Annotated in this window: 25 protein-coding genes; 7 read left to right on the top strand and 18 right to left on the bottom strand. The window is 72.8% G+C overall.

Annotation, left to right across the window (positions count from 1 at the left end):
- Positions 1–194: 194 nt before the first annotated feature.
- The 3 genes from ASD48_RS44805 to sigE all read right to left on the bottom strand — a co-directional run bounded on the left by ASD48_RS44805 (position 195) and on the right by sigE (position 4,358).
- Positions 195–2,564: a trypsin-like peptidase domain-containing protein gene (locus tag ASD48_RS44805; RefSeq protein WP_199875889.1), complete on the bottom strand. Its 2,370-nt coding sequence runs from the start codon at positions 2,562–2,564 to the stop codon at positions 195–197.
- 106 nt (positions 2,565–2,670) lie between these two features.
- Positions 2,671–3,645, bottom strand: coding sequence for an anti-sigma factor (locus ASD48_RS21585; protein ID WP_057603278.1), 975 nt, complete (start codon positions 3,643–3,645; stop codon positions 2,671–2,673).
- Entirely contained in the window at positions 3,642–4,358 is a 717-nt protein-coding gene (sigE, locus tag ASD48_RS21580) for an RNA polymerase sigma factor SigE (RefSeq protein WP_079073889.1), read from the bottom strand. The genes ASD48_RS21585 and sigE overlap by 4 nt, the downstream gene beginning before the upstream one ends.
- A gap of 238 nt (positions 4,359–4,596) precedes the next feature.
- On the opposite strand from sigE, the gene ASD48_RS21575 reads away from it, so the two are divergent.
- On the top strand, positions 4,597–5,295 hold the full coding sequence (locus ASD48_RS21575; protein WP_079073888.1) for an O-methyltransferase: 699 nt from the start codon (positions 4,597–4,599) through the stop codon (positions 5,293–5,295).
- A 191-nt stretch (positions 5,296–5,486) separates the two neighbouring features.
- Here the strand turns inward: ASD48_RS21575 and ASD48_RS42175 are convergent, their stop codons facing one another.
- Positions 5,487–5,654, bottom strand: a complete 168-nt coding sequence (locus ASD48_RS42175) for a DUF3117 domain-containing protein (RefSeq protein ID WP_003966491.1) — start codon at positions 5,652–5,654, stop codon at positions 5,487–5,489.
- 379 nt (positions 5,655–6,033) lie between these two features.
- On the opposite strand from ASD48_RS42175, the gene ASD48_RS21570 reads away from it, so the two are divergent.
- Positions 6,034–6,825: an enoyl-CoA hydratase-related protein gene (locus ASD48_RS21570; RefSeq protein ID WP_057603276.1), complete on the top strand. Its 792-nt coding sequence runs from the start codon at positions 6,034–6,036 to the stop codon at positions 6,823–6,825.
- Between the two features lie 90 nt (positions 6,826–6,915).
- On the opposite strand, the gene ASD48_RS21565 is transcribed toward ASD48_RS21570, so the two are convergent.
- Both ASD48_RS21565 and ASD48_RS21560 read right to left on the bottom strand, forming a co-directional pair.
- Positions 6,916–7,503, bottom strand: a complete 588-nt coding sequence (locus ASD48_RS21565; RefSeq protein WP_057603275.1) for a DNA-3-methyladenine glycosylase I — start codon at positions 7,501–7,503, stop codon at positions 6,916–6,918.
- Positions 7,500–7,862, bottom strand: a complete 363-nt coding sequence (locus ASD48_RS21560; RefSeq protein ID WP_057603274.1) for a DivIVA domain-containing protein — start codon at positions 7,860–7,862, stop codon at positions 7,500–7,502. Before ASD48_RS21560 ends, ASD48_RS21565 begins: the two co-directional genes overlap by 4 nt.
- 124 nt (positions 7,863–7,986) lie before the next feature.
- Between ASD48_RS21560 and folP the strand changes: the two genes are divergently transcribed.
- On the top strand, positions 7,987–8,847 hold the full coding sequence (gene folP, locus ASD48_RS21555) for a dihydropteroate synthase (protein ID WP_057603273.1): 861 nt from the start codon (positions 7,987–7,989) through the stop codon (positions 8,845–8,847).
- Positions 8,848–8,995: 148 nt separating this feature from the next.
- Here the strand turns inward: folP and ASD48_RS21550 are convergent, their stop codons facing one another.
- Entirely contained in the window at positions 8,996–9,754 is a 759-nt protein-coding gene (locus tag ASD48_RS21550) for a TIGR00730 family Rossman fold protein (RefSeq protein WP_057603272.1), read from the bottom strand.
- A 110-nt stretch (positions 9,755–9,864) separates the two neighbouring features.
- Entirely contained in the window at positions 9,865–10,944 is a 1,080-nt protein-coding gene (dapE, locus tag ASD48_RS21545; protein ID WP_057603271.1) for a succinyl-diaminopimelate desuccinylase, read from the bottom strand.
- 94 nt (positions 10,945–11,038) lie between these two features.
- On the opposite strand from dapE, the gene ASD48_RS21540 reads away from it, so the two are divergent.
- Both ASD48_RS21540 and ASD48_RS21535 read left to right on the top strand, forming a co-directional pair.
- Positions 11,039–12,058, top strand: coding sequence for a heavy metal transporter (locus tag ASD48_RS21540; RefSeq protein ID WP_199875887.1), 1,020 nt, complete (start codon positions 11,039–11,041; stop codon positions 12,056–12,058).
- A gap of 335 nt (positions 12,059–12,393) precedes the next feature.
- Entirely contained in the window at positions 12,394–12,843 is a 450-nt protein-coding gene (locus ASD48_RS21535; protein WP_057603269.1) for a hypothetical protein, read from the top strand.
- A gap of 101 nt (positions 12,844–12,944) precedes the next feature.
- Here the strand turns inward: ASD48_RS21535 and ASD48_RS21530 are convergent, their stop codons facing one another.
- Together ASD48_RS21530 and fdxA are read right to left on the bottom strand one after the other, a co-directional pair.
- On the bottom strand, positions 12,945–14,042 hold the full coding sequence (locus ASD48_RS21530; protein ID WP_057603268.1) for a bifunctional succinyldiaminopimelate transaminase/glutamate-prephenate aminotransferase: 1,098 nt from the start codon (positions 14,040–14,042) through the stop codon (positions 12,945–12,947).
- Between the two features lie 119 nt (positions 14,043–14,161).
- Complete coding sequence (fdxA, locus tag ASD48_RS21525; protein WP_003973842.1) at positions 14,162–14,482, bottom strand: ferredoxin; 321 nt, start codon at positions 14,480–14,482, stop codon at positions 14,162–14,164.
- 140 nt (positions 14,483–14,622) lie between these two features.
- Here fdxA and ASD48_RS21520 point away from each other — a divergent pair, with 140 nt between their 5' ends.
- Positions 14,623–15,618, top strand: coding sequence for a GNAT family N-acetyltransferase (locus ASD48_RS21520; RefSeq protein WP_057603267.1), 996 nt, complete (start codon positions 14,623–14,625; stop codon positions 15,616–15,618).
- The gene (locus ASD48_RS21515; RefSeq protein WP_057603266.1) at positions 15,615–16,457 is read left to right on the top strand and encodes a transglutaminase-like domain-containing protein; all 843 of its coding nucleotides are present in this window, start codon (positions 15,615–15,617) and stop codon (positions 16,455–16,457) included. The genes ASD48_RS21520 and ASD48_RS21515 overlap by 4 nt, the downstream gene beginning before the upstream one ends.
- 584 nt (positions 16,458–17,041) lie before the next feature.
- Here the strand turns inward: ASD48_RS21515 and ASD48_RS21510 are convergent.
- The 8 genes from ASD48_RS21510 to ASD48_RS21475 form a co-directional block, all read right to left on the bottom strand.
- The gene (locus ASD48_RS21510) at positions 17,042–17,659 is read right to left on the bottom strand and encodes a response regulator transcription factor (protein WP_057603265.1); all 618 of its coding nucleotides are present in this window, start codon (positions 17,657–17,659) and stop codon (positions 17,042–17,044) included.
- Positions 17,656–18,855, bottom strand: coding sequence for a histidine kinase (locus ASD48_RS21505; protein WP_057603569.1), 1,200 nt, complete (start codon positions 18,853–18,855; stop codon positions 17,656–17,658). Before ASD48_RS21505 ends, ASD48_RS21510 begins: the two co-directional genes overlap by 4 nt.
- 5 nt (positions 18,856–18,860) lie before the next feature.
- The gene (locus ASD48_RS21500; RefSeq protein WP_057603264.1) at positions 18,861–19,601 is read right to left on the bottom strand and encodes an ABC transporter permease; all 741 of its coding nucleotides are present in this window, start codon (positions 19,599–19,601) and stop codon (positions 18,861–18,863) included.
- Positions 19,598–20,533, bottom strand: a complete 936-nt coding sequence (locus tag ASD48_RS21495) for an ABC transporter ATP-binding protein (protein ID WP_057603263.1) — start codon at positions 20,531–20,533, stop codon at positions 19,598–19,600. Before ASD48_RS21495 ends, ASD48_RS21500 begins: the two co-directional genes overlap by 4 nt.
- Positions 20,534–20,624: 91 nt before the next feature.
- A complete protein-coding gene (locus tag ASD48_RS44290) occupies positions 20,625–23,135 on the bottom strand; it encodes a hypothetical protein (protein WP_057603262.1) in 2,511 nt (836 codons plus the stop codon).
- A 153-nt stretch (positions 23,136–23,288) separates the two neighbouring features.
- Positions 23,289–23,699, bottom strand: a complete 411-nt coding sequence (locus ASD48_RS21485) for a DUF6113 family protein (protein WP_057603261.1) — start codon at positions 23,697–23,699, stop codon at positions 23,289–23,291.
- A complete protein-coding gene (gene mshB / locus ASD48_RS21480) occupies positions 23,699–24,613 on the bottom strand; it encodes an N-acetyl-1-D-myo-inositol-2-amino-2-deoxy-alpha-D-glucopyranoside deacetylase (protein WP_057603260.1) in 915 nt (304 codons plus the stop codon). Before mshB ends, ASD48_RS21485 begins: the two co-directional genes overlap by 1 nt.
- 64 nt (positions 24,614–24,677) lie before the next feature.
- Entirely contained in the window at positions 24,678–24,872 is a 195-nt protein-coding gene (locus ASD48_RS21475) for a hypothetical protein (protein ID WP_020127941.1), read from the bottom strand.
- Positions 24,873–25,035: the final 163 nt, after the last annotated feature.

The following is a 25,035-nucleotide window of genomic DNA, read 5'->3' as shown; positions in this document are numbered from 1 at the left end:
GTCGGGTCTTCCGTGGTCCGGGCCGGGTCCACGGTACCTGTCGCACCTGTCCGACCGGTACCGTGCGGCGGCGTCCGAGTACGTGTACGCGGCCGGTTTTCCGCGTTGTTTGCCTTGTGGGACCGGGTTTCGGGGCCCGACCTGTGACGTTTCTGTCAATCCCTGGGAAAGCGCCGGAAACGGGGCGGGCCGCGTCACCCGCCGCCGGACGAGCCGAGGACCAGGGTCAGGGTGCGTTCCGCGCCGTTCCGTTCGATCGTCAGCGCCAGCCGGTCGCCGGGACGGTGGGCGCGGGTCTTGACGATCAGCTCCTCGCCGGAGTGGACGCGCCGGCCGTCGATCTCCGTGATGACGTCTCCCGCCCGGACGCCGGCCCGGTCGGCGGGCCCGCCCGCGGTGACCGGGTCGCCCGCCGCGCTGTCCGCCGTACCGACCCGGGCGCCGTCGCCCGCGTAGTCCATGTCGAGCGTGACACCGATGACCGGGTGGGTCGCCCTGCCGGTGTTGATCAGCTCCTCGGCGACGCGTTTGCCCTGGTTGACCGGGATGGCGAAGCCCAGGCCGATCGAGCCGGCCCGGGCGGTGCCGGGGTCGGTGCCGTCGTCGGCGGAACGGATCGCGGAGTTGATGCCGATGACATGACCCTGAGCGTCGAGGAGGGGGCCGCCCGAGTTCCCCGGGTTGATCGGCGCGTCGGTCTGGAGGGCGTCGACGTACGACACGTCGCTCCCGTCCCCGCTCCCGCCACCGGCGGTGATGGGCCGTTCCTTGGCGCTGATGATGCCGGAGGTGACGGTGCCCTCGAGATCGAAGGGGGCGCCGATGGCGACGACCGGGTCACCGACCCGGACGTTGTCGGAGTTTCCGAGGTACAGCGGCTTCAGCCCCTTCACCCCGGTCACCCTGACCACGGCGAGGTCGTAGCCGCTGTCCCGGCCGACGACCTCGGCCTCCGCGGTCTGGCCCCCGTTGAACACGACCGTTATCCGGCCGTCGCCTCCGGCGGGCTCGACGACGTGGTTGTTGGTGAGGATGTGGCCGAGCGAGTCGAGCACGAAGCCGGTACCGGTACCGGACTCCTCGCTTCCGCTGACATGCAGCGTCACGACGCCGGGCAGGGCGCGCGCGGCGATCCCGGCCACGCTGTCCGCGGGCCGCCCGGTGGGCGCCGCGGCGGCCTGCGGCAGCTCCACCGGGTCGAGCCCGCCGTTGCGCTCCAGATAGACGCCCACGGCCCCGCCGAGCACGCCGGCGACCAGCGCGACGGCCAGCGCTCCACCGAGCAGCCGCCCCCGCAGTTGCCTGCGCTGCCGGGACTCGGTGAGGACGCCCGTCCCGGGGTACCGGTCGAGCCCGCCCGCACCCTGGTACTGGAGAGGCCCACCGGTGAGCGCTCCACTCCCCCGACCCCCGGAAGCCACGGCCCCGGCAAGGGGGTTGGCGGACCAGGGGTCATAACGCTGCCAGGGATCGGCGGGAATCGTGGACCCGGGATCCCCGACGGACCCCTGCCCCCCGACCGAACCGCCGGCGGCCGCGACGGGAGCGGCGGGTGTGGTGGGTGCGACGGCCCCGGCGGGTGGGACAGGTGCGGCGGGCATAGCAGGTGCACCGGCGGAGGAAGGTGCTGCGGGCGCGATCGGCACGGCTTGCGCGGCAGACGGGACAGGCACGACAGGTGCGGCGGGCATGGCAGGCGCGGCAGATGTGACAGATGCGGCGGATGAGGCGGGCGCGGCAGGCGCAGTGGCCGTGCCGGGGCCCGCGGATTCCACCGGTGTCGGCACCGTGGTGAGCGGCGGCACGGGTGTGGCCGGCGCGGGGCCCTGTACGGCCTGGGCGGGCATGGCGGTCGCCGTCGGGTGCTGGACCGGCGGCGCGGGCGCCCAGGGGCCCGGTTCGCCGTACGGCGGGGTGCTGTAGGGGTCGGGGTCGTGCAGGGGCTTGGGCCGTCCGGCGGTGACCGGCGGCGGCTCGGTGGCAGGCGCCTGGGCGGAGACGACGGCCTCGGCTCGGCCGACCGGACCGTCCGGGCCGATCCGCTCCCCCGAGACGGCCAGGACCTCCTGGGCAGCCCGATCAGCCCGATCAACCGGGTCAGCCGGGTCAGCCGGGTCAGCCGGAGCAACCAGGGCCTGCGAGGCAACCGAGGCCTCCGGAGCGAGCGGTGACTCCGGAGGCTCCGGTGTGTCCGAGGCAACCAGGGCCTCAGGCACAGTCGAGGCAACAGAGGCCTCCGGCGCGGCAGGCACAGCAGGCACAGCAGGCACAGCCAACGGGACTGGAGGTGTGTGCGGAGGAGCCGTTTCTGCTGCTGGGCGGCTCAGTTCATAGTCGCCGTCGCCGCCGTCGTCGGCGGTAGCGGTCACCGGCCGTGCGGGTCGGGCCAGTTCGAAGTCGCCTTCGTCCTCGGCCCGGGCCGACGGCTCGCGGCTGAGGGGCTCCTCCGGGGCCGGCTCCGCCGTCGTGGCGTCGACCGGGTCCGCGGGGCCCGGTCGCACCGGGTACGCCTGCGGTCGAGGCCGGCTCCACCACTTCGCCCTCGTGGGCTTCCCGTCGTCCATGTTCTCCCCCGCCCGCCTTCGCGCCCGGCTGCCTGGCAGGGCGCGGTCCTCCCCGGATCCTCCCTGGATTCAACCAGGTTCGTGGCGGAGCGGCGCAGGGCCCGGGTCAGCGGGTGTTCTGCGAGGAAGGCGAGGTGGTGGTGGCGGGGACGGGTGCGGCGAGCAGACCGGGCCCGGTGACCTCCGGAGCGGTGGTCAGGGAGGTCAGGGTGATCGGCGGGGTGGTGCCGAGCGGGCGTATCAGCGGGGACATCACCGCGGCGCCGGCCACCATGGGCGAGGTCAGCCGGTGCAGTGCCTGCTCGACCGGACCGGCGGCCGGGGCGGGCACGCCGGGCAGCAGCGGGGCGGACACCTCGGTCGGGGCGACCGGCGTGTCGCCGAGCTGGCCGCCCTGGGAGAGCAGCGGGCCGACGGAACGGCGGCGCTGGTTCTCGGGCGACGTCGCCGCCGAGCCCGTGCCCGGGGTGCGGGCCGGTGTCACATTGCTCCCGGACCCCGTGCCCCCGCGGCCGTCCGCGGTGGTGTCGATCGGCGCGACGGTCGTCATGCCGCCCAGCGCGATCGCGGCCAGCGACACCGCGCCGGCGGCGACGAACGCGAACCGCATACCGCGCGAACGCTCGGCCTCGTGGCGGTCGCCACGGCCGACGGGGTGGATGCGGAAGCCCCGGTCCGAGGCCGGTGACAGGAAGGAGCCGTGGCCATGGGCGGGTACGTAGCCGAACTCGAACGGCTCGTCCCGTCCGGTTCCGCTCACGCCGAAGACGCCGTCGGCGAAACCGCGCCCGCCCCCGCTCAGCGGCGTGCCGCCGCCGTCCGGGTCACCTCCCCCGGGAAGCCCCTGAAGGCGGGCCAGGAAGCTTTCGGAGGGGGCCGGCGGGGCGACTTCGGCGAAGACGTTCTTCAGCCGACGCTGTGCGTCGACCTCCGACTTGCATTTCGGGCAGGTCGCCAGATGCGCCAGCACCCGCTCGCGGGTGTCGTGACCGAGTTCGCCGTCCACCAGGGCGGAGAGCCGGTCTCCGAGGTGCTGCTCCGCGAGGAGCCTCTCGGCGGAGTTGTGTCGGGATCCACTCACGCGGTCGCTCCCCTTCCTCCTCCCAGAGCGGGCACGCGGGGTACGAAGGAGCGGCGCTCGGCACGGGCTTCGGGCGAGCGGTGCGCGAGGGCCTTGCGCAGCTGCGAACGGCCGCGGTGGATGCGCGAGCGGACCGTGCCCAGCTTGACGCCCAGGGTCGCGGCGATCTCCTCGTAGGACAGGCCTTCGATGTCGCAGAGGACGACGGCCGCGCGGAACTCCGGCGCGAGGGTGTCGAGGGCCTGCTGGACGTCCGCGTCGAAGTGGGCGTCGTTGAAGAGCTGCTGAGGGGTGGGCTCCTTGCTGGGCAGCCGCTCGGCCGCGTCGTCGCCCAGCGAGTCGAAGCGGATGCGCTGCTTGCGGCGGACCATGTCCAGGAAGAGGTTGGTGGTGATGCGGTGCAGCCAGCCCTCGAAGGTGCCCGGGGTGTACGTGGAGAGGGAGCGGAAGACCCGGACGAAGACCTCCTGGGTGAGGTCCTCGGCGTCGTGCTGGTTACCGGTCAGACGGTAGGCGAGCCGGTAGACCCGGCCGCTGTGCATGCTGACGATCTCCTCCCACGTGGGCGGAGTCCACGCCTGCCCGTCCGCGTCGGTGGAGAAGGTCGCGGTCTGGGCGGGGCCGGCGGCGGTGCCTGCGGCCTGGCTGTGGTCAGCAGCGGTGTCGTTCACGGATTTCGGCCTGCCTGCCGAACCGAGAAAGCGCCGCAGCACTCCTCCCCGATCCACGGGCGCGGCCGCACCTCCCCTGTCGGCTCTGGTGGTGATGTCCAGTGGAGCCCCTACCATAGCCACCTCGCCCGTTAGCTCCGGATAAGCGGTTTTACGAGAAATTGATCTGTGCTGGTACGGCTCATACGGCTGCGTCAGCACTTGCTCGGCACCCGGTCCCTCGTCGTGATCCAACTGTGTCCCCCCGCCGTCGTTCCCACCCCTTCAAACGCGCGGTCCCATCTGCGGGTTCCCGACGGCAACGGATACAGTCACGCCCAGGCAACCACGGGGACAGGAGAGGGTCATTAGCGGCAACCGGCAGGCAAGCTGGGCGTTCGCCGACGCCTATGCCGCCGAGGACGAAGCGCTGCACTGGGCCCGTGACCGGGCCCGCGAGGCAGGGCTGCGCTCGGTGTCGCCGAGCACGGGCGCCGCGCTGCGGATGCTCGCCGCCACCGTGGACGCGAAGGCGGTCGCGGAGATCGGTACGGGCACCGGCGTCTCCGGGATCCACCTGCTGCACGGAATGCGCCCGGACGGCGTCCTGACGACCGTCGACCCCGAGCCGGAGCACCAGCAGTTCGCCCGGCAGGCGTTTCGCGCCTGCGGCTTCGCCAGCAACCGGGCCCGGTTCATCCCCGGCCGCGCGCTCGACGTCCTGCCCCGCCTCGCGGACGCCGGCTACGACCTCGTGTTCTGCGACGGCGACCGTCTGGAACTGATGGAGTACCTCGCTGAATCGTTGCGCCTGCTGCGGCCGGGAGGACTCGTCGTCTTCGAGGGTGTCTTCGCCAACGGCCGCACCGTCGATTCCGGACCGCAGCCCACGGAGGTCATAAGGATCCGGGAGCTGCTGCGGGCGGTGCGCGAGAGCCAGGAGCTGGTGCCTTCGCTGCTCCCGGTGGGCGACGGACTCCTGTGCGCGGTCAAACGCTGAGTCCGACCGTGCGCGGATCGCGCCCGGCGGGCCCGTGGGCGGTAGGTCCGTAGACGGCAGGCAGGCCCGTGGGCGGCCTTTGGGCCTTTCGGGCCATGCGGCCTCTTCGGACCGCGGGAAAGCTGAGAAAACAACCGCTCCGACACCCTGAGGGATGCCGGAGCGGTCGAAAGAGTAGGGTCGCTTGCGCGTCAGCCGACGACCTTCTTGAGGGCGTCGCCGAGCGCGTCGGCCTCATCGGGGGTCAGCTCGACGACGAGTCGACCGCCGCCTTCGAGCGGAACGCGCATGACGATGCCCCGCCCCTCCTTGGTCACCTCGAGCGGGCCGTCACCCGTTCGCGGCTTCATGGCCGCCATGCTCGTTCCCCTTCCTGAAACCAGCTCATCGCCAAAGCCGACGGCCCCGTGGAGGGCAGCCGCGGTCCAGCGTGGGACACACGACACCGGCATCGAACACATTGCTTCCAGGCCATTATCCCGCATCTCAGGACCCGATGACCAACATCAGTCGGCATCGCTTGGGCAACGCGCGCGAGCAAAACCACTCAATTCGGCGATGTGGCTGCGATACTGCACCGCCGCACGGACTTCCGCGCACCGGAAACCGTCCCGAATTCTTTGACGCAGGTCACATGTCGGGTCCGGTCCATGGACCGTGATCTCCGCCATGCTGTCCTCGTACACCGGACGTACTGACCAGTAGTACGCCGGAGCCGCGACACGGAGGGGAAACGCCATGGCCGACACCGTGCTCTACGAGGTGAGCGACGGGCTCGCGACGATCACGCTGAACCGCCCCGAGGCGATGAACGCGCTGAATGTCGCGACCAAGGTCGCCCTCCGGGACGCGGTCCAGTCCGCGGCTGCCGACGACGCCGTGCGGGCGGTCCTGCTGACCGCCGCCGGCGAGCGGGCGTTCTGTGTGGGACAGGACCTGAAGGAGCACATCGGACTGCTGGCCGAAGGCTCGAAGCAGGTCATGAGCACGGTCGCCGAGCACTACAACCCGATCGTGCGGGCGCTGACCGAGGCGCCGAAGCCGGTCGTCGCCGCCGTGAACGGGGTCGCCGCGGGAGCCGGTTTCGGTTTCGCGCTGGCCGCGGACTACCGCCTGGTGGCCGACACGGCGTCCTTCAACACCTCGTTCGCGGGGGTCGCGCTCACCGCCGACTCCGGGGTCTCGTGGACGCTGCCCCGGGTGATCGGTCCGGGCCGGGCCGCCGACCTGCTGCTCTTCCCGCGCAGCATCACGGCCCAGGAGGCGTACGAGCTGGGTATCGCCAACCGCGTCGTACCGGCGGCCTCGCTGCGTACGGCGGCCGAGCAGCTGGCGCGGATGCTGGCCGAGGGGCCGACGGTGGCGTACGCGGCGATCAAGGAGGCGGTGGCCTACGGGTCCTCCCACTCGCTCGCCGAGACGCTGAACCGGGAGGACGAGCTGCAGACGCGGGCCGGGGCCTCCGAGGACCACGCGATCGCGGTGCGGGCCTTCGTCAACAAGGAGGAGCCGAAGTACCTGGGCCGCTGAGCCCGGTCGCAGGAGCGCAAAAGCGGCCTCGGGGGCTGCGGGGCCGGTCCGTGGTGGCCGGTCGCGCGGTTCCCCGCACTCCCCGCACCCTCACGGGGCGGTTCTCACCACGCAGGTCTCCAGGTGGTCGTCCACCAGGCCGCAGGCCTGCATCAGCGCGTACGCCGTCGTCGGGCCCACGAAGCGCAGGCCCCGCTTCTTCAGGGCCTTCGACAGGGCCGTCGACTCCTCCGTCACCGCCGGCACGTCGGCCAGGGTCTTCGGGACCGGCCGGCCCGCGGGGTCCGGAGCGTGCGACCAGATCAGCTCGTCCAGGTCACCGGGCGCCCAGTCGGCCAGCACGCGCGCGTTGGCGAGGGTGGCGTCGACCTTGGCGCGGTTGCGGATGATGCCCGGGTCGGCGAGCAGCCGGGTGCGGTCCTCGTCGGTGAAGCCGGCGACGGAGGCGATCTTGAAGTCGGCGAAGGCGGTGCGGAATCCCGGGCGGCGGCGCAGGATCGTGATCCAGGACAGGCCGGACTGGAAGGCCTCCAGGCTGAGGCGTTCGAACAGCGCGTCGTCGCCGTGGACCGGGCGGCCCCACTCCTCGTCGTGGTAGGTCACGTAGTCCGGCGTGGACAGGGCCCAGGGGCAGCGCAGCGCGCCGTCCGCGCCGGCGAGGGCGCTCCCGTCGCTCACTGCTGGTCCTCCGGGGCCGGCTTCTCCATGGAGACGTGGCCGCCGCCGGCCGGGGTCCTGGCGCCCGCCAGGGCGGACTCCAGGTCGGCGATGCGGGCGTCCCGCTCGGCGAGTTCGGCGGCGACGCGGTTGAGGGCGTCGTCCACGTCGGCCATGCGGTAGCCGCGGACGGCCAGCGGGAAGCGGAGGTGGTCGATGTCGGAGCGGTCGACCGGGCGGTCCGGGGGCAGCGGGTCGTGCAGTCGCTCGGGGGCGGCCTCCGGCAGCGGGCCGGTGCCCTCGCCGCCGCCCACCACGGCGAGTGTGACCGCGGCGACCACGACGGCGAGCGCGATGACCAGGAACAAGAACATAACCATCGGTGGGTCCCCACGCTCGGTGTGCTCGGAGTGGATGTGCTTGGGTCCGATCGTGCCATGCGGGTCCGACAGTTAGGGTCGCAGGCGGTGGATGTGCAGGACGTACTAGGAGAGGTCACAGGGGATGCTCAGGCTGGGCAGGCGTGAATTCGGCGCGCACGAGCCGGTGATCATGGCGATCGTGAACCGGACCCCCGACTCCTTCTACGACCAGGGGGCGACCTTCCGTGACGAGCCGGCCCTCGCCCGCGTGGAGCAGGCGGTGGCGGAGGGCGCGGCCATCATCGACATCGGCGGCGTCAAGGCCGGGCCCGGCGAAGAGGTCACCGCGCAGGAGGAGGCCCGGCGGACCGTCGGCTTCGTGGCCGAGGTGCGGCGGCGCTTCCCGGACGTGATCATCAGCGTGGACACCTGGCGGGCCGAGGTCGGCGAGGCGGTCTGCGAGGCGGGGGCCGATGTGCTCAACGACGCCTGGGGCGGCGTCGATCCGCGGCTGGCGGAGGTCGCGGCGCGGTACGGGGCGGGGCTGGTGTGCACGCACGCGGGGGGCGCCGAGCCGCGGACCCGTCCGCACCGGGTGACGTACGACGACGTCATGGCCGACATCCTGCGGGTCACCGTGGGGCTGGCGGAGCGGGCGGCGGAACTGGGCGTGCCGAGGGAGTCGATCATGATCGATCCGGGGCACGACTTCGGGAAGAACACCCGGCACAGCCTGGAGGCGACCCGGCGGCTCGGGGAGATGGTGGAGACGGGATGGCCGGTGCTGGTGTCCCTGTCCAACAAGGACTTCGTGGGCGAGACGCTGGACCGGCCGGTGAAGGAGCGGGTGGTGGGGACGCTGGCGACGACCGCCGTGTCGGCGTGGCTGGGGGCGCAGGTGTACCGGGTGCACGAGGTGGCGGAGACCCGGCAGGTGCTGGACATGGTGGCGTCGATCGCCGGGCACCGGGCGCCGGCGGTGGCCCGGCGGGGGCTGGCCTAGCCCCCGCCGGATCCTGCTCGCCCGTGCCGCCCCCTACCCGTCCTGTCCCGGAGGCTGCGCCCCCGGACCTCGGACCACCGCCACCGGCCTGGACGGCCTCGTCCTCGAGGTCCTCGAGGACCTCGGGCGCCGGACGGGCGGGCATCTCCTAGCGGCCCGCCTCCTTCGACACCAGTGCCACCGCCTCCTCCACGTCGTCCGTGACGTGGAAGAGGAGGAGGTCCTTCTCGGAGGCCTTGCCCTGGGCGATCAGGGTGTTCCGCAGCCAGTCGATCAGGCCGCCCCAGTACTCCGTGCCGAAGAGGACGATCGGGAAGCGGGTGACCTTCTGGGTCTGGACGAGGGTGAGCGCCTCGAAGAGTTCGTCCAGGGTGCCGAGGCCGCCGGGCAGGACCACGAAGCCCTGCGCGTACTTGACGAACATCATCTTCCGCACGAAGAAGTAGCGGAAGTTCAGGCCGATGTCGACGTACGGGTTGAGGCCCTGCTCGAAGGGGAGCTCGATGCCCAGGCCCACCGAGATGCCGCCCGCCTCGGACGCCCCCTTGTTGGCCGCCTCCATCGCGCCCGGGCCGCCGCCCGTGATCACGGCCCAGCCGGCGTCGACGAGGGCGCTGCCGAGCCGTACACCCGCCTCGTACTCGGGGGAGCCCACCGGTGTGCGGGCGGAGCCGAACACGCTGATCGCCGGGGGGAGTTCGGCCAGGGTGCCGAAGCCCTCGATGAACTCCGACTGGATCCGCAGCACCCGCCAGGGGTCCGTGTGCACCCAGTCGGAGGGCGCCCGTTCGTCCAGCAGCCGCTGGTCCGTGGTGCTCGACTGCACCTGGTCCCGCCTACGGAGGACCGGTCCCAGGCGCTGTTCGTCCGGTGGCTGCTTCTTGCCCTCGGGGTTCCCTGTAGCCATGGTGAGCTCCCTCCGCTTGCACTGGTTCCACCTCAGCGTAGATCTACGCGGGTTACGGACGGGGGACGTCGGCGTGTCCGCCCTGAAGCGCCCACCCGCCGAACGTCCCCTCAGGCGGTGAGCCAGGCCCTCAGCCGCTCCTCGCCCGCCAGGATCTTGGCCGTCTCCACGCGCTCGTCCCGCTTGTGCGCCAAGTGCGGGTTGCCGGGGCCGTAGTTGACCGCGGGGACGCCCAGCGAGGAGAAGCGACTCACGTCCGTCCAGCCGTACTTGGGCATCGGGGTGCCGCCGACCGCCTTGATGAAGGCCGCCGCGGCCGGGTGGGAGAGGCCGGGGAGGGCGGCCGGGCTGTGGTCGTCGACCACGAACTCGGTCACCCCGCAGTCGGCGAAGACCTCGCGGACGTGGGCGACGGCCTCCGCCTCGCTCCGGTCCGGCGCGTAGCGGAAGTTGACGGTGACGACGCACTCGTCGGGAATGACGTTGCCGGCCACCCCGCCCGTGATGCCGACCGCGTTGAGTCCCTCGCGGTACTCCAGGCCGTCGATGACCGGGTAGCGCGGCTCGTAGGCGGCGAGGCGGGCCAGGATCGGGGCCGCCGCGTGGATGGCGTTGGAGCCCATCCAGCTGCGCGCGGAGTGGGACCGCTCGCCGCTGGTCTTCAGCAGGACCCGCAGGGTGCCCTGGCAGCCGCCCTCCACCTGGCCGTCGGAGGGCTCCAGCAGCACCGCGAAGTCGCCCGCCAGCCACTCCGGACGGTGCTCGGCCACGTGCTTGAGGCCGTTGAGGTCGGCGGCGACCTCCTCGTTGTCGTAGAAGACGAAGGTCAGGTCGCGGTTGGGCGCCGGGACCGTCGCCGCGATGCGCAGCTGGACCGCCACCCCGGACTTCATGTCGCAGGTGCCGCAGCCCCACAGGACGCCGTCCTCGTCCAGCCGCGAGGGGACGTTGTCGGCGATCGGGACCGTGTCGATGTGACCGGCGAGCACCACACGCTCCGCGCGGCCCAGGTTCGTCCGGGCGATCACGTTGTTGCCGTAGCGGTCCACCGTCAGGTGGGGCAGGGCGCGCAGGACGGCCTCGATCGCGTCCGCGAGCGGCTTCTCGGTGCCGCTCTCCGAACGGAAGTCGACGAGCCGCGCGGTGAGTGCGGCGGCGTCCAGAGTGAGGTCAAGCGGGGTGTCGGCCATGCCGTCGACCCTAACGCGCCGACCGGGCGTCCAGCTTTTCCGCGCTCAGCGCAGGGGCCTCCTCCTCCTCAGTACTCTCCAGTACCTTGTACGCGTGCCAGAGCCGTCCCCCTCTCCCAAGCGCCGCGGCCGCCTCCTCCGTTTCGGGGCGGCCTGCGTGGTCCTGTCCGCCGTCGCGGGTTATGTCGTCGTGCAGTACGTCAGCGGCGGCACGGACGATCCGGGCTGCCGGGTCGTCTCGGGCGGCGCGAACGGCACGACGTACGAGTTCACGCCGGAGCAGGCGGTGAACGCGGCCACGATCGCCGCCGTCGGCACCGACCGGGCCATGCCCGAGCGTGCCGTGGCGATCGCGCTCGCGACCGCCCTCCAGGAGTCGGGGCTGCGCAACCTCACCCACGGCGACCGGGATTCGCTCGGCCTGTTCCAGCAGCGGCCCTCGCAGGGCTGGGGCACCGAGAAGCAGGTCACGGACCCGGCGTACGCGGCGAACATCTTCTACGAGCACCTCGCGAAGGTCCGTGACTACACCGAGCTCCCGCTCACCGTCGCCGCGCAGCGCGTGCAGCGCAGCGGCTACCCGGAGGCGTACGCCAAGCACGAGCCGGACGCCACTGTGCTGGCCGCCGCGCTGACCGGGACGGCGGCGGCCACGCTCACCTGCAACGGCCGCTCGGACACCACGCCGACGACCACGGGTCCCGGCGCGGTGCGGGCGGCGCTGGTGCGGGACTTCGGGCGGGACCCGCTCCGGCAGACGGCGGGCTCGGAGGACGGCGCGCAGGACGGCGCGCAGGACACCTCGTCCGACTCCTCGCCGGCCCCGAAGGCGCCGACGGCCGAGAGCAGCGGGCGGACCGTGACACTGCCCGTGACCGAGGAGACCACCGCCGGCGGGCGCAGTGCCGTCGAGCGCGGCTGGCAGCTGGCGCACTGGGCGGTGGCCAACTCCTCGGCGCTGCGCATCGAGAGCGTGTCGTACGCGGGCCGGGAGTGGGTCTCCGGGAACACCGACAGCCGGTGGCGGGCGACCGGCTCGACCAGCGCGGAGGCCGCCGGGGCGGGTGCTGCGGGCGGCGGAGACGGCAGCGTGCGGATCGTCACCGCGCAGTAGTGCGGGGCGTCACCGCGCAGTAGTGCGGGTCGTCACCCGGTCGGGTCACGTACGGACCGTTCGGGCGACCGGGTGCTCAGGTTTTCGCGCCGTCACCCCCGCATCCGGCGAATCCCTTGCGGACAAAGGGCTTCAGGGGTTTGACGGACTTTCACATCGGGCGGTTTTTGCCCGTTTTTATCCGCAGGCGATAATGCGACGCATTGCCAACTCTTTACGTTGGCCGTGCGCAACCTTCGCGGGCTTCGAGCGGTAGTCACTGCGTCCGGGCCCGGACAGACAGACAGTCACAGCAGTCACAGACAGTCCTTGTTCTCTCCCGTCGAAGGAGCATCATGTCCCTCCCCCTGACCCGCCGGATCGCCCGTGCCGCGCTGCTTGTCGCTGCGGGAGCGGCCGCCGGGGTCGGTGCGGCCGGCTCCGCCAGTGCGGCCCCCAGCCTGCCCGCCGCTCCGAACCTCGGCGGACTGACCGCCCTGGACGCGGCGAGCGTCGGCACCACGGTCGACGGCGCGGCGCAGAACGTCACCGGGCTCGCGGGTGAGACCGGCGGCAAGGCCGTGAAGCAGACGGTGCCGGCCGCGGGCAAGACCAGCGGCAAGGCCGTGAAGAAGGCGGCGCCCGCGGCGCAGAAGACGGCCGGCGAGGCTGCGGGCTCCGCCGGGGACCTCCTCGGGGACACCGCGTCGACCGCCACCAAGGGCGGACTGCCGACGGACTCGCTCACCAAGGGCGGGCTGCCCGGCGCCGAGACCCTGCCGGTGAAGAGCCTGCCGCTCGGCTGACGCCCGCGGCCCTCGAGCCGGTGACGGGGTCCAGGGTGTTCCCTGGGCCCCGTCTCGTCGTCGCGGCAGGCCGGGCGCGGGCGGCGGGCGCGGGACGCGTCCTAGCGGGCGAGCCGCGCGACCGCCGCCGCGATCCGCTCGTCCGTCGCCGTCAGGGCCACGCGGACGAAGTGCTCGCCCGCCTCGCCGTAGAAGTCACCGGGGGCGACCAGGATGCCCAGGTCCGCCAGGTGGGCGACGGTGGTCCAGCAGGACTCGTCCCGGGTGGCCCACAGGTACAGGCTGGCCTCGCTGTGCTCGATGCGGAAACCGTGGGCGAGCAGCGCCTCGCGCAGCGCGGTGCGGCGGGCCGCATAGCGTTCCCGCTGCTCACGGACGTGCGCGTCGTCTCCGAGGGCCGCCACGGCCGCCGCCTGGGTGGTCGCCGACGTCATCATGCCGCCGTGCTTGCGGATCTCCAGGAGCGGGGCCAGGACCTCCGGGTCCCCGGCCAGGAAGGCCGCCCGGTAGCCCGCCAGGTTCGAGCGCTTGGACAGCGAGTGGACCGAGACGATGCCCTCGTACGAGCCGCCGTTGACGTCCGGGTGCAGGACGGAGACCGGGTCGGCCTCCCAGCCCAGCTCCAGGTAGCACTCGTCGGAGAAGAGCAGCACGCCGTGCTCACGGGCCCAGGCCACGATCCGGGTCAGCTCGTCCTGGGAGAGCACCTTGCCCGTCGGGTTGGACGGCGAGTTGAGCCAGAGCAGCTTCAGCCCCCGCGGGTCCAGTTCCGTGGGGTCGTCGTAGACCTCGTACCCGGCGCGGGCCAGGCGGGCGCCGACCTCGTAGGTCGGGTAGGCCAGGCGCGGGTAGGCGACCCGGTCACCGGGGCCGAGGCCCAGCTGGGTGGGGAGCCAGGCGACCAGTTCCTTGGAGCCGACGATCGGCAGCACGTGGCGGTGGGTCACCCCGCGGGCGCCGAGCCGCCGCTCCACCCAGCCGGTGATCGCGTCGCGCAGTTCGGGCGTGCCCCAGACCGTCGGATAGCCGGGTGAGTCGGCCGCGTCGATCAGGGCCTTCTGGATCAGCTCGGGCACCGGGTCGACGGGGGTGCCGACGGACAGGTCGACGATGCCGTCCGGATGGGCCGCGGCCGTCGCCTTGTACGGCGCCAGCTTGTCCCAGGGGAAGGTGGGGAGACGGTCGGAGACTGCGGACACGGCTTCTGGCTCACTTTCTGGTACGGCAGCTGCCCAGGACGGCAAACGCCTCGGCCCCGCACGGCGATCTGAGGTGATCGGGCCGTACGGGACCGAGGCGGCACGAGGTGCGTGCCGCTTTACTGGTTCTGCGGCGGCAGCGCGGCGACGAAGGGGTGATCGCGCTCGATCAGCCCCAGCTTGCTGGCACCGCCGGGCGAGCCGAGCTCGTCGAAGAACTCGACGTTCGCCTTGTAGTAGTCCTTCCACTCCTCCGGAGTGTCGTCCTCGTAGAAGATCGCCTCGACCGGGCAGACCGGCTCACAGGCACCGCAGTCGACGCATTCGTCCGGGTGGATGTACAAGGACCGCTGGCCCTCGTAGATGCAGTCGACCGGGCACTCTTCGATGCACGCCTTGTCCTTCACGTCGACACAAGGCTGCGCGATGACGTAGGTCACGCTGTCGTTCCTCCTCGATAGGGCGCTGGCGGGCCTCCTCAGGCTCCGCCGCCTGGCGCGCGGGAGCGCGGCGTCGTCGATGCCCGCCTCTAGTATCTCCGTTCTTGGGCATGATCCGAACAGGAGGGGTGAACTGACCTGTGGAAATCTCGGCCGCCGGACGCCTCGAGGTCCGCATCACCACTGCTGACGTGGGCAAACGTGTCTCCGTACGATGCCTGACCGAGGCGGGTACCGCCGGGGGGAAATTCACCGACACCGTAGGCGTTCTCACATCATGGGACGCCGGTGTGCTGGTGATCACACGGAAGAGCGGCGAGAGCGTCCGCGTTGACGCGTCCTCGCTGGTCGCCGGGAAGGTCGTACCGCCCGCTCCGGCCCGCCGCCGGGGTCCGGCCGCCGACTACGAGGAGCTCGCGCGGATCACCTCCCGGGCCTGGCGTCCCCTGGAGAGCGCGCGGCTCGGCGAGTGGGAGCTGCGGGCCGCCGCCGGGTTCACCCGCCGGGCCAACTCGGTGCTGCCGCTCGGCGCGCCGGGCGTCCCTCTGGACGAGGCCCTGGACGTCGTACGACGTTGGTACGCGGAGCGCGGGCTGCCCGCCTACGTGCAGACCGCGACGGGGGCCGAGGGCACCCAGGAACTGCTCTGCGCGGAGCTGGAGCGGCGCGGGTGGGTGCGCGAGGTGAGCGCCGAGCTGTGGATCGGGGCACTGGCGCCCCTCGCCGACCGGGCGGAGGCTGAGGGGGTGGTCCTGGCCCGGGAGGCCGACGAGGCGTGGCTGGCCCGGTATCAGCGCAAGGGGGTGAACGAGGTGGCCCTGAAGGTGCTGGGAGCGGGACCGTCGGTGTGGTTCGCGTCCGTGCCCGGGGAGTCCGGCGCGGCTCCGGCCGCCATCGGGCGGTGTGTCGTGGACGGGCGCTGGGCCGGGTTCGCGGCGGTCGAGGTCGATCCGGCGCGGCGGCGGCAGGGGCTGGCCACCGTCGTGATGGCCGCGCTCGCCCGGCGGGCGCTGGACGAGGGGGCGTCGGCGGCCTGGCTCCAGGTGGAGGAGGAGAACACGGGGGCGCGGGCGTTGTACGCCGGGATGGGCTTCGCGGCGCATCACGCGTACCACCACTACCGGGAGCGGACGTGAGCGGGTTCGAGGCCGGGGAGGTACGGCGGCGGTTCGTCGAGGAGGCGCGGGCCGAGCGGCCCGACCTGGCCCTGCTGTGCCTGCTGATCGGCGCCGAGCCGGACCCGGAGCTGGACGAGGCCGCGCTGGACTCCGCGCAGATCGAGCTGGACCGGCTGGCCGGAGAGCTGCCGTACCGGCCCGGCGGGCCGCGGGAGTGGGCGGTGGCGCTGCGGGAGCTGCTCGGCGAGCGGTACGGGTTCGGCGGCTCGGGCGCGGACTACGAGCGGTTGGAGTCGTCGCTGCTGCACCGGGTGCTGGTACGGCGGCGGGGCCTGCCGATCCTGCTGTCCGTGGTGTGGGTGGAGGTGGCGCGGCGGGCCGGCGCGCCGGTGTACGGGGTCGCGCTGCCGGGGCACTTCGTGGTGGGGTTCGGGCCGCCCGCGGACCTGGCACGCCAGGTGCTCGTCGATCCCTTCGACGGGGGCCGGATCCTGTCCGACGATGACGCGGAGTCGCTGGTCACCGCGGCGACGGGGGCGCCGCTCGAGCCGTCGATGCTGGTCCCGGCGGAGCCCCTGGACGTCGTGATGCGGATCCTGAACAACATCCGCTCCTGGGCCCTGGCCCGGCCGGAGCGGTCGGATGTCGCGCTGTGGGCCGTCGAGCTGGCGCTGGCGGTGCCCTCCCACCCGGCCCGGTTGCGTTACGAGAAGGGGCAGTTGCTGGTGCAGCGGGGGGACTTCGTCGGCGGTGCCGTGGAGCTGGAGGAGTACGCGGGGCTGGTGGAGGTCGTGGACGAGGGGACCGCGGAGCGGGTACGCAAGGAGGCGTTCGCCGCACGGGCCATGCTGAACTGAGGCCCACGGACGCCCGCCGGAGCCTACGGGAGGCCCGCCGGAGGACCACCAGAGGCTGATGGGGGCTGCCGAAGGCCCGCCCGAGGCCCGCCGGAGGCTGATGGGGACCGCCGAAGGCTGGTCGGGAGGGCTGCCGGAGGCGGCCCAAAAGCCCACCGCAGCCCGCCAAAGGTCCGCCCGAGGCGGCGGGAGCAGTCGGAGCCCGACGGAGGACCGTCGGAGGCTGGTCGAGAGGCCTGCCGGAGGCGGCCAATAAGCCCACCCGCAGCCCGCCCGCAGCCCGCCAAGGGTCCGCCCGAGGCCGGCCCGAGGCTCGGGGGCCGCCGAAGGCTCGCCGGAAGGCCGCCGAAGGCTCGTCGGGAGACCCGCCGGGGGCCGCCAAAAGCCCACCCGCAGCACGCCGCGAACCGCCCGCAGCCCGCCAAGAACCCGCCCGAGGCATGGGGCCGCCCGGGGCGTGGGGGCCGCCGAAGGCATGGGCGGTCGCCCGAGGCATGGGGCCCGCCTGAGGACCGTAGGGGAGGCTGGTGGGGGCCATAGGAGGCTGGTAGGGGCCGCCACAGGCCTGGTGGGGGTGCTGGTGCTTACAGCCAGCCCTTCTCCCTCGCGGTTCGCACCGCCTCGGCCCTGTTGCGTACCGCCAGCTTCTGTATCGCCGTCGACAGGTAGTTGCGGACCGTGCCCTGGGACAGGTGCAGGGCCGTCGCGAGTTCCGCGTTCGTCGAACCGTCGGCCGCCGCGCGCAGGACCTCGCGTTCGCGGTCGGTGAGGGGGTTGGCGCCGCCCGCCAGAGCCGCCGCGGCGAGCGTGGGGTCGATGACCCGCTCGCCCGCCAGGACCTTGCGGACCGCCTCCGCGAGCTGCGCCGCGGGCGCGTCCTTGACGAGGAAGGCGTCGGCGCCGGCCTCCATGGCGCTGCGCAGATAGCCGGGGCGGCCGAAGGTCGTGAGCACGACCAGCTTCAACCCCGGCAGTTCCTTGTGGAGTTGCGCGGCGGCCTCGATGCCCGTCGCGCCCGGCATCTCGATGTCGAGGAGGGCCACGTCGACGTCGTGGGCGCGGGCGGCCGCGAGGACCTCGTCGCCGCGCGCCACCTGGGCGACCACCTCGATGTCGTCCTCGAGGCCGAGCAGGGCCGCCAGGGCCTCGCGGACCATCGACTGGTCCTCGGCCAGCAGGACCTTGATCATGCCACCACTCATGAGCGGGATCCTACGTCCGGCACCGGGCCGGCCGGGACCCGGGCGGTCAGCCGGAAGCCGCGCCTGACGCGGCCCGCCTCCAGGGTGCCGCCGGCCTTCTCCAGGCGCTCGGTGAGGCCGGTGAGGCCGTTGCCGGGGCCCTTGCCGGAGCCGCCGGACCCGTCGTCCTCGACGGAGAGTTCGAGGACGGGGCCGTCCAGGGTCTGGCGCCGCACCAGGTCCACCGTGCAGCGGGCGCCGCCGCTGTGCCGTACGACGTTGGTGATCGCCTCGCGCAGGGTCCAGGCGAGGGCCGCCTCGCTCTCCTCGGGGACGCCGTCGAGGTCCGGTTCGGCCGGGATCACCGCGGTGATGGCGGCCGCCGTCAACGCGACCTGTGAACCCGCGAGTTCGGCGGCGAGGCGGGGCCGCCGGTAGCCGGTGACGGCCTCCCGGACGTCCACCAGGGCCTGGCGGCTGACCTGTTCGATGTCGGCGACCTGCTGGGCGGCCTTCTCGGGATGGCCGGGCAGCATCCGGCCGGCCAGCTCGCTCTTGAGCGTGATCAGGGAGAGCGAGTGGCCCAGCAGGTCGTGCAGGTCCCTGGCCAGGCGCAGCCGTTCCTCGTTGGCGGCGAGCTGGGCGACCGTCGCCCGGGCCTTGCGCAACTCCACCGTCGTGCGGACCAGTTGGCTCACCCCGGTCATCGCGAAGCCGATGAGCAGGACCAGCAGGAGCAGGTTGAGCGCCTCGTCCTCGTCGGTGCGCAGGCCGACGAGGAGCATCACCGCGGCGGTGCCCGGGATCGTCCAGAACGCCATCCGTAGCGGGAGCACCATCCCGCAGGCCACGGAGACGTAGCAGTACAGGCCGAGCCAGGCGGAGCCGAGGGTGAGGCACAGGACGGTGGCGAGCACCGCCATGGAGCCGATCAGGGCGGCTACGAGCCTGTCGGGGTAGGGCGCGGCCCCCATGTCCCGGAAGAGCAGGGACAGGTAGACGGTGACGAACACCGCCAGGCCCAGCCAGCCGGCCACCGTGCCGCCCGTGGTGTGGTCGCCCGAGACCAGGTCGTGGACCGGCGAGCTGAGGAACACCAGCCAGACGCCGATCCACAGCACCTTGCGCCGCCACAGCTCGCGTGTCGTGCGGGCGGTCTGGCCCAGCGCGATCGGCGATCCGCCCCGGGCCTTCTCCGACAGGTGGTCGTCCGTCATGACGCTCACGCCTTCAGCGTGTCCTTCCGGTACAGCCAGGCCGCGCCGCCCGTGAACAGGGCGAAGAAGACGACCAGGATGACGATGTCCTCGGCTTGCGGGGCCCGACTCTGTTCGATGGACTGCCCCAGGGCAGCGTACGCGTGCGTCGGCACCCACCTGGCTATGTCCTGGAGCCAGCCCGGGAACGTCGTCGTCGGCATCCACAGGCCGCCGAGGATGGACAGGCCGAAGTAGGTGATCATCGTGATCGGGCGGACCGCGTCCCCGGTCGCGAGGTAGCCGATCGCCACGCCCAGGGCGGCGAAGACCAGGCTGCCGGCCCAGATCGCGCCGGTGAGGGCGCACCACTGCCAGGCGTCCAGCCGTACGTCCTTCACGGCCGCGGCGACGGCGAAGACGACGACGATGGAGGGCAGGCTGACCACGGCCGCGCTCGCCGTCTTCGCCAGGACGTAACCGCGGCCCGGGAGCGTGGTCAGGCGCAACTGCCGCACCCAGCCGCTCTGGCGCTCCTTGGCGATGCGTTCGCTGTTGCCCATCAGGACGGCCGTGAGGGCGCCGAAGGAGGCCATCGAGACCATCATGTAGGTCGGCAGGGTCAGGCCGGTGCCGTCGACCTTCTCCTTGCCGTCGGCGCTGCCCGCGATGAGCAGGAACAGGACCGACGGGTAGATCACCGAGAAGAACAGGAACTTGCGGTTGCGCAGGGCGCGGGTGAGTTCCAGCTTGATCAGGCCGTTCACTTGGACTTCGCCTCCTCGGCGGTGGTGAGGGCGACGAAGGCCTGCTCCAGGCCGAGCCCGGCGACCTCGAGGTTGCGGGGGTAGAGCCCGAGGCCGTAGACCGCGTGGACGGTGGCGTCGGCGTCGGTGGACTGGATCCGCACGGTCCGGCCGGAGCCCGCGGCGGAGCCGCTGTGGGACAGGGTCAGGGTGGTGACGAACGGCAGGGCGCGCACGGCCGCCTCGTCGAACCCGTCCGCCAGGTCGAAGGCGATCCTGCGTGCCCCCGCCTTGGCCTTGATCTCGGCCGCCGTGCCGTCCGCCAGGAGCCGGCCCCGGTGCAGGACCAGCACCCGGTCGGCGATCGCGTCGGCCTCTTCGAGGTAGTGGGTGGCGAACAGGACCGTGCGGCCCTGGTCGGCCTGTTCGCGCATGGTGGCCCAGAACGCCTGCCGGGTGGTGACGTCCATGCCGGTGGTGGGCTCGTCCAGCACGATCAGGTCGCTGTCGCCGGCGGTGGCGAGGGCGAACCGGACCCGCTGGGCCTGGCCGCCGGAGAGCTTGTCGACCTTGCGGTCGGCGATCTGGGCGACGCCCGCGCGGGCCAGCACGTCGGCGACCCGGTACGGCTTGGGGTGCAGTCCACAGGCCAGGGCGACCAGTTCGGCGACCGTGACCTCGTCCATCAGTCCGCCGCTCTGGAGCATCGCGCCGACCCGGCCGGCCACGATCGCCTCTCGCGGGCCGGTGCCGAAGACGCGGACCGTGCCGCTGTCGGGCTGCTTGAGGCCGAGCAGCAGATCGAGGGTGGTCGACTTGCCCGCCCCGTTGGGACCCAGCAGTGCCACGGTCTCCCCCGGGCGCAGGGCGAGTGTCAGGCCGTCCACGGCCCGCACGTCCCCGAAACTCTTGCTCACCTGGTCGAACCCGACCACCGGTGCTGTCGTCGTCATGACAGCGATCGTCGCTCCGGGGGCCGGGCGGGCGGCAGTGTCTGCCGTCCTCGGTGCCGCATGACAGATGTCATGCGGCACCGCCGTCGGGTCAGCTCGGGTCGGTGTCGATGACCCCGGTCCGCTCCGTCTCGCTCTTCAGGGCCGGGCGCAGGGCGCCGATGACGTCCTGGACCGTGACGGCCGTCTTCTGGCCGGTGCCGCGGGTGATCAGCACACCGTTGAAGGTGCCGCCGTAGAGCTCCGTCAGCGCGGCCTGGTCGTAGCTCTCGACGAGCTTGCCGTTGACCGCCTTGACCTGGAGGAACTTCCAGAGGGAGTTCTTCGGGCTGAAGGAGACCGAGTGCGCGGCGTCGGTCATGACGGTGACCTTGCCGGACATCGCCGGTTCCGCGAACTCCTTCATCATCCGGTCGACCTCGGCGTCGGAGATCGTCGGCTGCTTGTCGGTCGTCGGGACCTTCACGGCGGTGGTCGTGCCGGTCTCCACCTGGGTGCGATAGGCCTCGACGACGGCCTCCTGGGCCTGCGCCGCGTCGATGCCCTTGCCCGCCTTGCCGTAGACGGCCACGGCCTTGCCGGACTCGAACTTGATCGTGCCGTCGGTGGCCGAGCCGGAGCCGCCCGCGGCGGTCTCGAGGGCCGCCTGGAGCTTCTCCTCGTCGACCGGCATCGCCGGCTCGACCTCGCGGTGCTGTCCGAACAGCGAGCCGATCACGGAGACCGGGTTGTAGTCGCTCTTGGCGGCGTCGTCGACGGTGGCCTGCAGGTCGAACTGGAGACCCGCCTGATCCGGCTTCAGGGTGACGGTGTCGCCGTCGACGGACAGCTTCAGTGCCTGGGTGACCCGCTTGCCGAACGCGTCGTCGAGCTTCTTGACGGCGTCGTCGCTGGTGCCGCCGCCGACGTCGACGCCGAGCACGGTGGTGCCCTTGGGCACGTCGGAGTGGTTCATCAGCAGGCCGGCGCCGTAGAGGCCGATCCCCGCGACCACCACCAGGCCGCCCAGCAGGGGCAGCTTGCCGCGGCCCTTCTTCTTTTTCTTCTTGGAGTTCCTGGAATCGCCCGCGGGCGCGCTCTGCGGGGCCGGGGCCGGCCCCTTCGGCGGGGTGTGCGGCAGCGGACCGTCGGTGCGCGTACCGCCCTGGCCGCCGGGCACGACGGGGATGCCGCTGGTGACGGTGTTCCCGGAGACGTTGTCGACGGGGCGGCCGCCGTAGCCGCCCGCGCCCGGTTCGGGGGCGGGCTTCTGCGGGGTGAGGATCGCGGTGTCGTCGCTCAGGCCACCGCCGGGGAGACGGCCGGTGCCGGGGCCGGCGCCGACGGCACGAGGACCGCCGGGACCTGCCTGGCCTGCGGGGCCGCCCGGAGCACCCGGAGCACCCGGACCGCCACGGCCGTTCGGGCCGCCGGGACCACCCGGACCGGCGGGAGCGCCGGGCGGGCGGGTCGCACCGGGAGCGCCGGGGGCGCCGTGCGGGACGCCGCCCATCGGGGGCACCATCGGGCCGTCGCCGGTGACCGGACCGCCGGTCGGGCCCGCGGGGCCGCCCTGCGGGCCGCCACGGCCGCCGGGGCCGCCGGGACCGTCCGGCCCGTTGAAGTCGTAGGAGCCGCCGGGACCGGCCGGGAGACCGCCCTGGGGGCCCTGGCCGTGCGTGCCGTTCGGCACGCCGAAGCCGTTCTGGCCGTTCTGACCCGGCTGGGCGTTCTGGCCGTTGTCGGAGAAGTACGGCAGGTTGTCACGCCGCGGCTCGGCACCGCCGACGCCCTGCGCAGGCCCCTGGCCCTGCACCGGCGGCTGCCCCTGCACCGGCGGCTGCCCCTGCTGGCCCGGCCGGGGGCCGTTGCCGAGCGGGCCCGCGGCGAGTGCCTCGGTGACGTCGAAGGAGCCCGTGCCGCCGCCGTGCCCCGGAGCCACGGGACCGCCGGTGGCGCCACCGGGGATCCCGGCGCCGTTGGTGCCGCCGGGACGGGAACCGCCCGGCACGCTCATGGAGCCGACCACACCGCCGGGACGTCCGTTGCCCGGCCGCGCGCCGCCGGGCGCACCCGTGCCGGTTCCGGGACCCGCTCCCGGCGCGCCGGTGGGGGCTCCCGTGGGCGCGCCCGTACCGGCGGCGGAACCGCCCGGCAGACCCGCGCCGTTGGTGGAGCCGCCGCCCTGTCCGCCCTTGCCCGGGCCGGACTTGCGGGGCGCGAACCAGTTGCTCGTCTCCGGGGCGGGCGCGGGTCCGGCGGGCAGCTCGAACGAGCCCGTGTCGGACGAGGAGTGACCGGCGGCGGGCGCGGACGGCGACGGCTGCGGGGCGGCAGCGGCCTGGGCGTTGCCGTCGGGGCCGTCACCGCCCTTGCTCTCCGTGTCGGCGACGGGCGTGCGCATCACGACCGGCGGAATCGGCCGCGAACCCGGGATGTTGATGCGGATCCGGGTCGTCAGCGTGGTCTCGGTCTTGCGTTCCTCCGGCTGCGCGGACGAACGGCCCGCGTCCGCACCGCCGTCGGACACCACGGGGGTGCCGTACGGCGGCGTGCCCGAGGGGTATGCGGCTCCGCCGCGCCCGTTGGGCCCGGAGGACGGACTGTCAGTTTCACGACTCAAGGCAGGTTCTCCAGGTTGGCTCCGCCGCCCGCACGGCCTCACGGGCAGCTCGGCGGCGCGCACCACCATACTGGCCACTTCTGGCCCGTATCCCACGACCGCCGGGGAAACCCACACGGGACTCCCACGGGCACGCCACGGTGAAGTGGTACGTCACTTGCCAAGTCGGACGTCGCCGCCGACCGGTTGCCGCCCCGAACCAATGGTGGCGCAGATCACAGCAAGTGCCATGCCGCCGAGCAGGAAGAGGTACGAACCGCCTCCCGCGCCGAACAGGAAGTCGCCCTCGGGACGGCCCGCCGTGCACAGGATGACGGAGATCATCCAGCCGGCGGCGGGGGCGACGGCCCCGGCGCGGCTGCCGAGCGCCCGGGCCCCGCCGAGGAACAGCCCGGCCGCGCCCACAAGTGCGAGGAGCAGGCCGCCCGGGAACCAGCCGGCCTGGACGAGCGCCCCGGCGAGACCGGTGACGGCGCCGAGCAGCAGGAGTCCCGCACAGGCGGCGATCCGTCCGGCGGGGGGCATCCGCAGCGGCTGGGCGAGCATCGAACCCCGGTCGGACATCACGCCACCTCCGTCACGTCGCCCGTACCGGCGAACAGGTCGGTCTCTCTCTTCCCGGCGGGTTCCCCGCGTACGAGTTCGTAGTACTCGATCGGGAACAGGGGCTGCGCGAGCTCGTTGGAGAGGGCGAAGTACCGCTCGCCGGGGGCGACTTCGATCTGGGTGGCATGCGCGCGCATCGCGGCGGCCTTGGCGGCGGTGTGCGCCGGGCCGCCCTCGATCGCGGCGGTGACCAGGCCGTCGTCCACCACGCCCGGCACGTCGGTGACGACGGCGCTCTTGGCGAAGGGCAGTTCCGGCAGCTCCTCCCGGAGCCGCGCGAAGGCGGCCCCGACGACGGTGCGCGGGACGCGGTTGACGTACACCTTGGGGATGCGCCACCCGGCGCCCTCGGCCAGCTCCGCGGCCCGCATGGCGACGCGGTGGGCCTGGATGTGGTCGGGGTGGCCGTAGCCGCCGTCGTCGTCGTAGGTGACGAGGACGTGGGGGCGTACCTCGAGGACGACGTCGACGAGGGCCGCGGCGGCCTCGTCGACGTCGGCCCGCCAGAAGCAGGCGGGGTCGTCGTTGTCGGGAAGGCCCATCATCCCGGAGTCGACGTAGCGGCCGACGCCGCCGAGCAGGCGGAAGTCGTCGACGCCGAGCTCGGCCATGGCGGCGGCGAGTTCACCGCGCCGGTGCTCCCCCAGGGCGGCGCCGGTCAGGTGCCGCAGCTCCGGCGGGATGACCTCGCCGCGTTCGCCGAGGGTGCAGGTGACGAGGGTCACCCGGGCACCCTCGGCCGCGTACCTGGCCATGGTCACGCCGTTGTTGATCGACTCGTCGTCCGGGTGCGCGTGCACCAGCAGCAGACGCCGAGCGGCGCGAGATGGGGGTCCCCCCGGCCGGAGGTCGGGGGAGGGGCGTTCCGTCATGAGGCCAACCCTACGAGGCGGGACTACATCTCCCGCGCAGGGGCAGACGCAGGGTCGGCACGCGTCAGAACTTGATGCTGCCGATCATGCTCGCCACGCTCGTCGTCAGGTCGCTGATCGTGGGCGCGATCGTCGAGGAGGCCAGATAGAAGCCGAGCAGGATGCAGACGACCGCGTGACCGCCTTTCAGCCCCGACTTCTTGACCAGCAAGAAGACGATGATCGCCAGCAGCACCACCGCCGAAATCGAGAGTGCCACGGCGGTTCACCTCCAAGGACCCGGGAACGTGGGGGCAAAAGCAGAACAAGGGAACTTGTAAATCCATACATCAGCCAGCAGGTTCATACCCACACAGCGCTAGTGATCATAACTATGTGTGGGTGCGCATCTCGCGGCGCACAGCCGCACAAGGGGGTCGCAT

It is taken from the genome of Streptomyces sp. Root1310 (genome assembly GCF_001426425.1).
Lineage (GTDB): Bacteria > Actinomycetota > Actinomycetes > Streptomycetales > Streptomycetaceae > Streptomyces.
This window is presented reverse-complemented; position numbering and strand designations above follow the sequence as displayed.

Bases quoted from the DNA above. Each gene is read 5' to 3' on its own strand.
- ASD48_RS44805 (WP_199875889.1), bottom strand. From the start codon at position 2,564: ATGGACGACGGGAAGCCCACGAGGGCGAAGTGGTGGAGCCGGCCTCGA.
- ASD48_RS42175 (WP_003966491.1), bottom strand. From the start codon at position 5,654: ATGGCGGCCATGAAGCCGCGAACGGGTGACGGCCCGCTCGAGGTGACC.
- ASD48_RS21570 (WP_057603276.1), top strand. From the start codon at position 6,034: ATGGCCGACACCGTGCTCTACGAGGTGAGCGACGGGCTCGCGACGATC.
- ASD48_RS21560 (WP_057603274.1), bottom strand. From the start codon at position 7,862: ATGGTTATGTTCTTGTTCCTGGTCATCGCGCTCGCCGTCGTGGTCGCC.
- folP (WP_057603273.1), top strand. From the start codon at position 7,987: ATGCTCAGGCTGGGCAGGCGTGAATTCGGCGCGCACGAGCCGGTGATC.
- ASD48_RS21550 (WP_057603272.1), bottom strand. From the start codon at position 9,754: ATGGCTACAGGGAACCCCGAGGGCAAGAAGCAGCCACCGGACGAACAG.
- dapE (WP_057603271.1), bottom strand. From the start codon at position 10,944: ATGGCCGACACCCCGCTTGACCTCACTCTGGACGCCGCCGCACTCACC.
- ASD48_RS21535 (WP_057603269.1), top strand. From the start codon at position 12,394: ATGTCCCTCCCCCTGACCCGCCGGATCGCCCGTGCCGCGCTGCTTGTC.
- ASD48_RS21510 (WP_057603265.1), bottom strand. From the start codon at position 17,659: ATGAGTGGTGGCATGATCAAGGTCCTGCTGGCCGAGGACCAGTCGATG.
- ASD48_RS21505 (WP_057603569.1), bottom strand. From the start codon at position 18,855: ATGACGGACGACCACCTGTCGGAGAAGGCCCGGGGCGGATCGCCGATC.
- ASD48_RS21495 (WP_057603263.1), bottom strand. From the start codon at position 20,533: ATGACGACGACAGCACCGGTGGTCGGGTTCGACCAGGTGAGCAAGAGT.
- ASD48_RS21485 (WP_057603261.1), bottom strand. From the start codon at position 23,699: ATGTCCGACCGGGGTTCGATGCTCGCCCAGCCGCTGCGGATGCCCCCC.
- mshB (WP_057603260.1), bottom strand. From the start codon at position 24,613: ATGACGGAACGCCCCTCCCCCGACCTCCGGCCGGGGGGACCCCCATCT.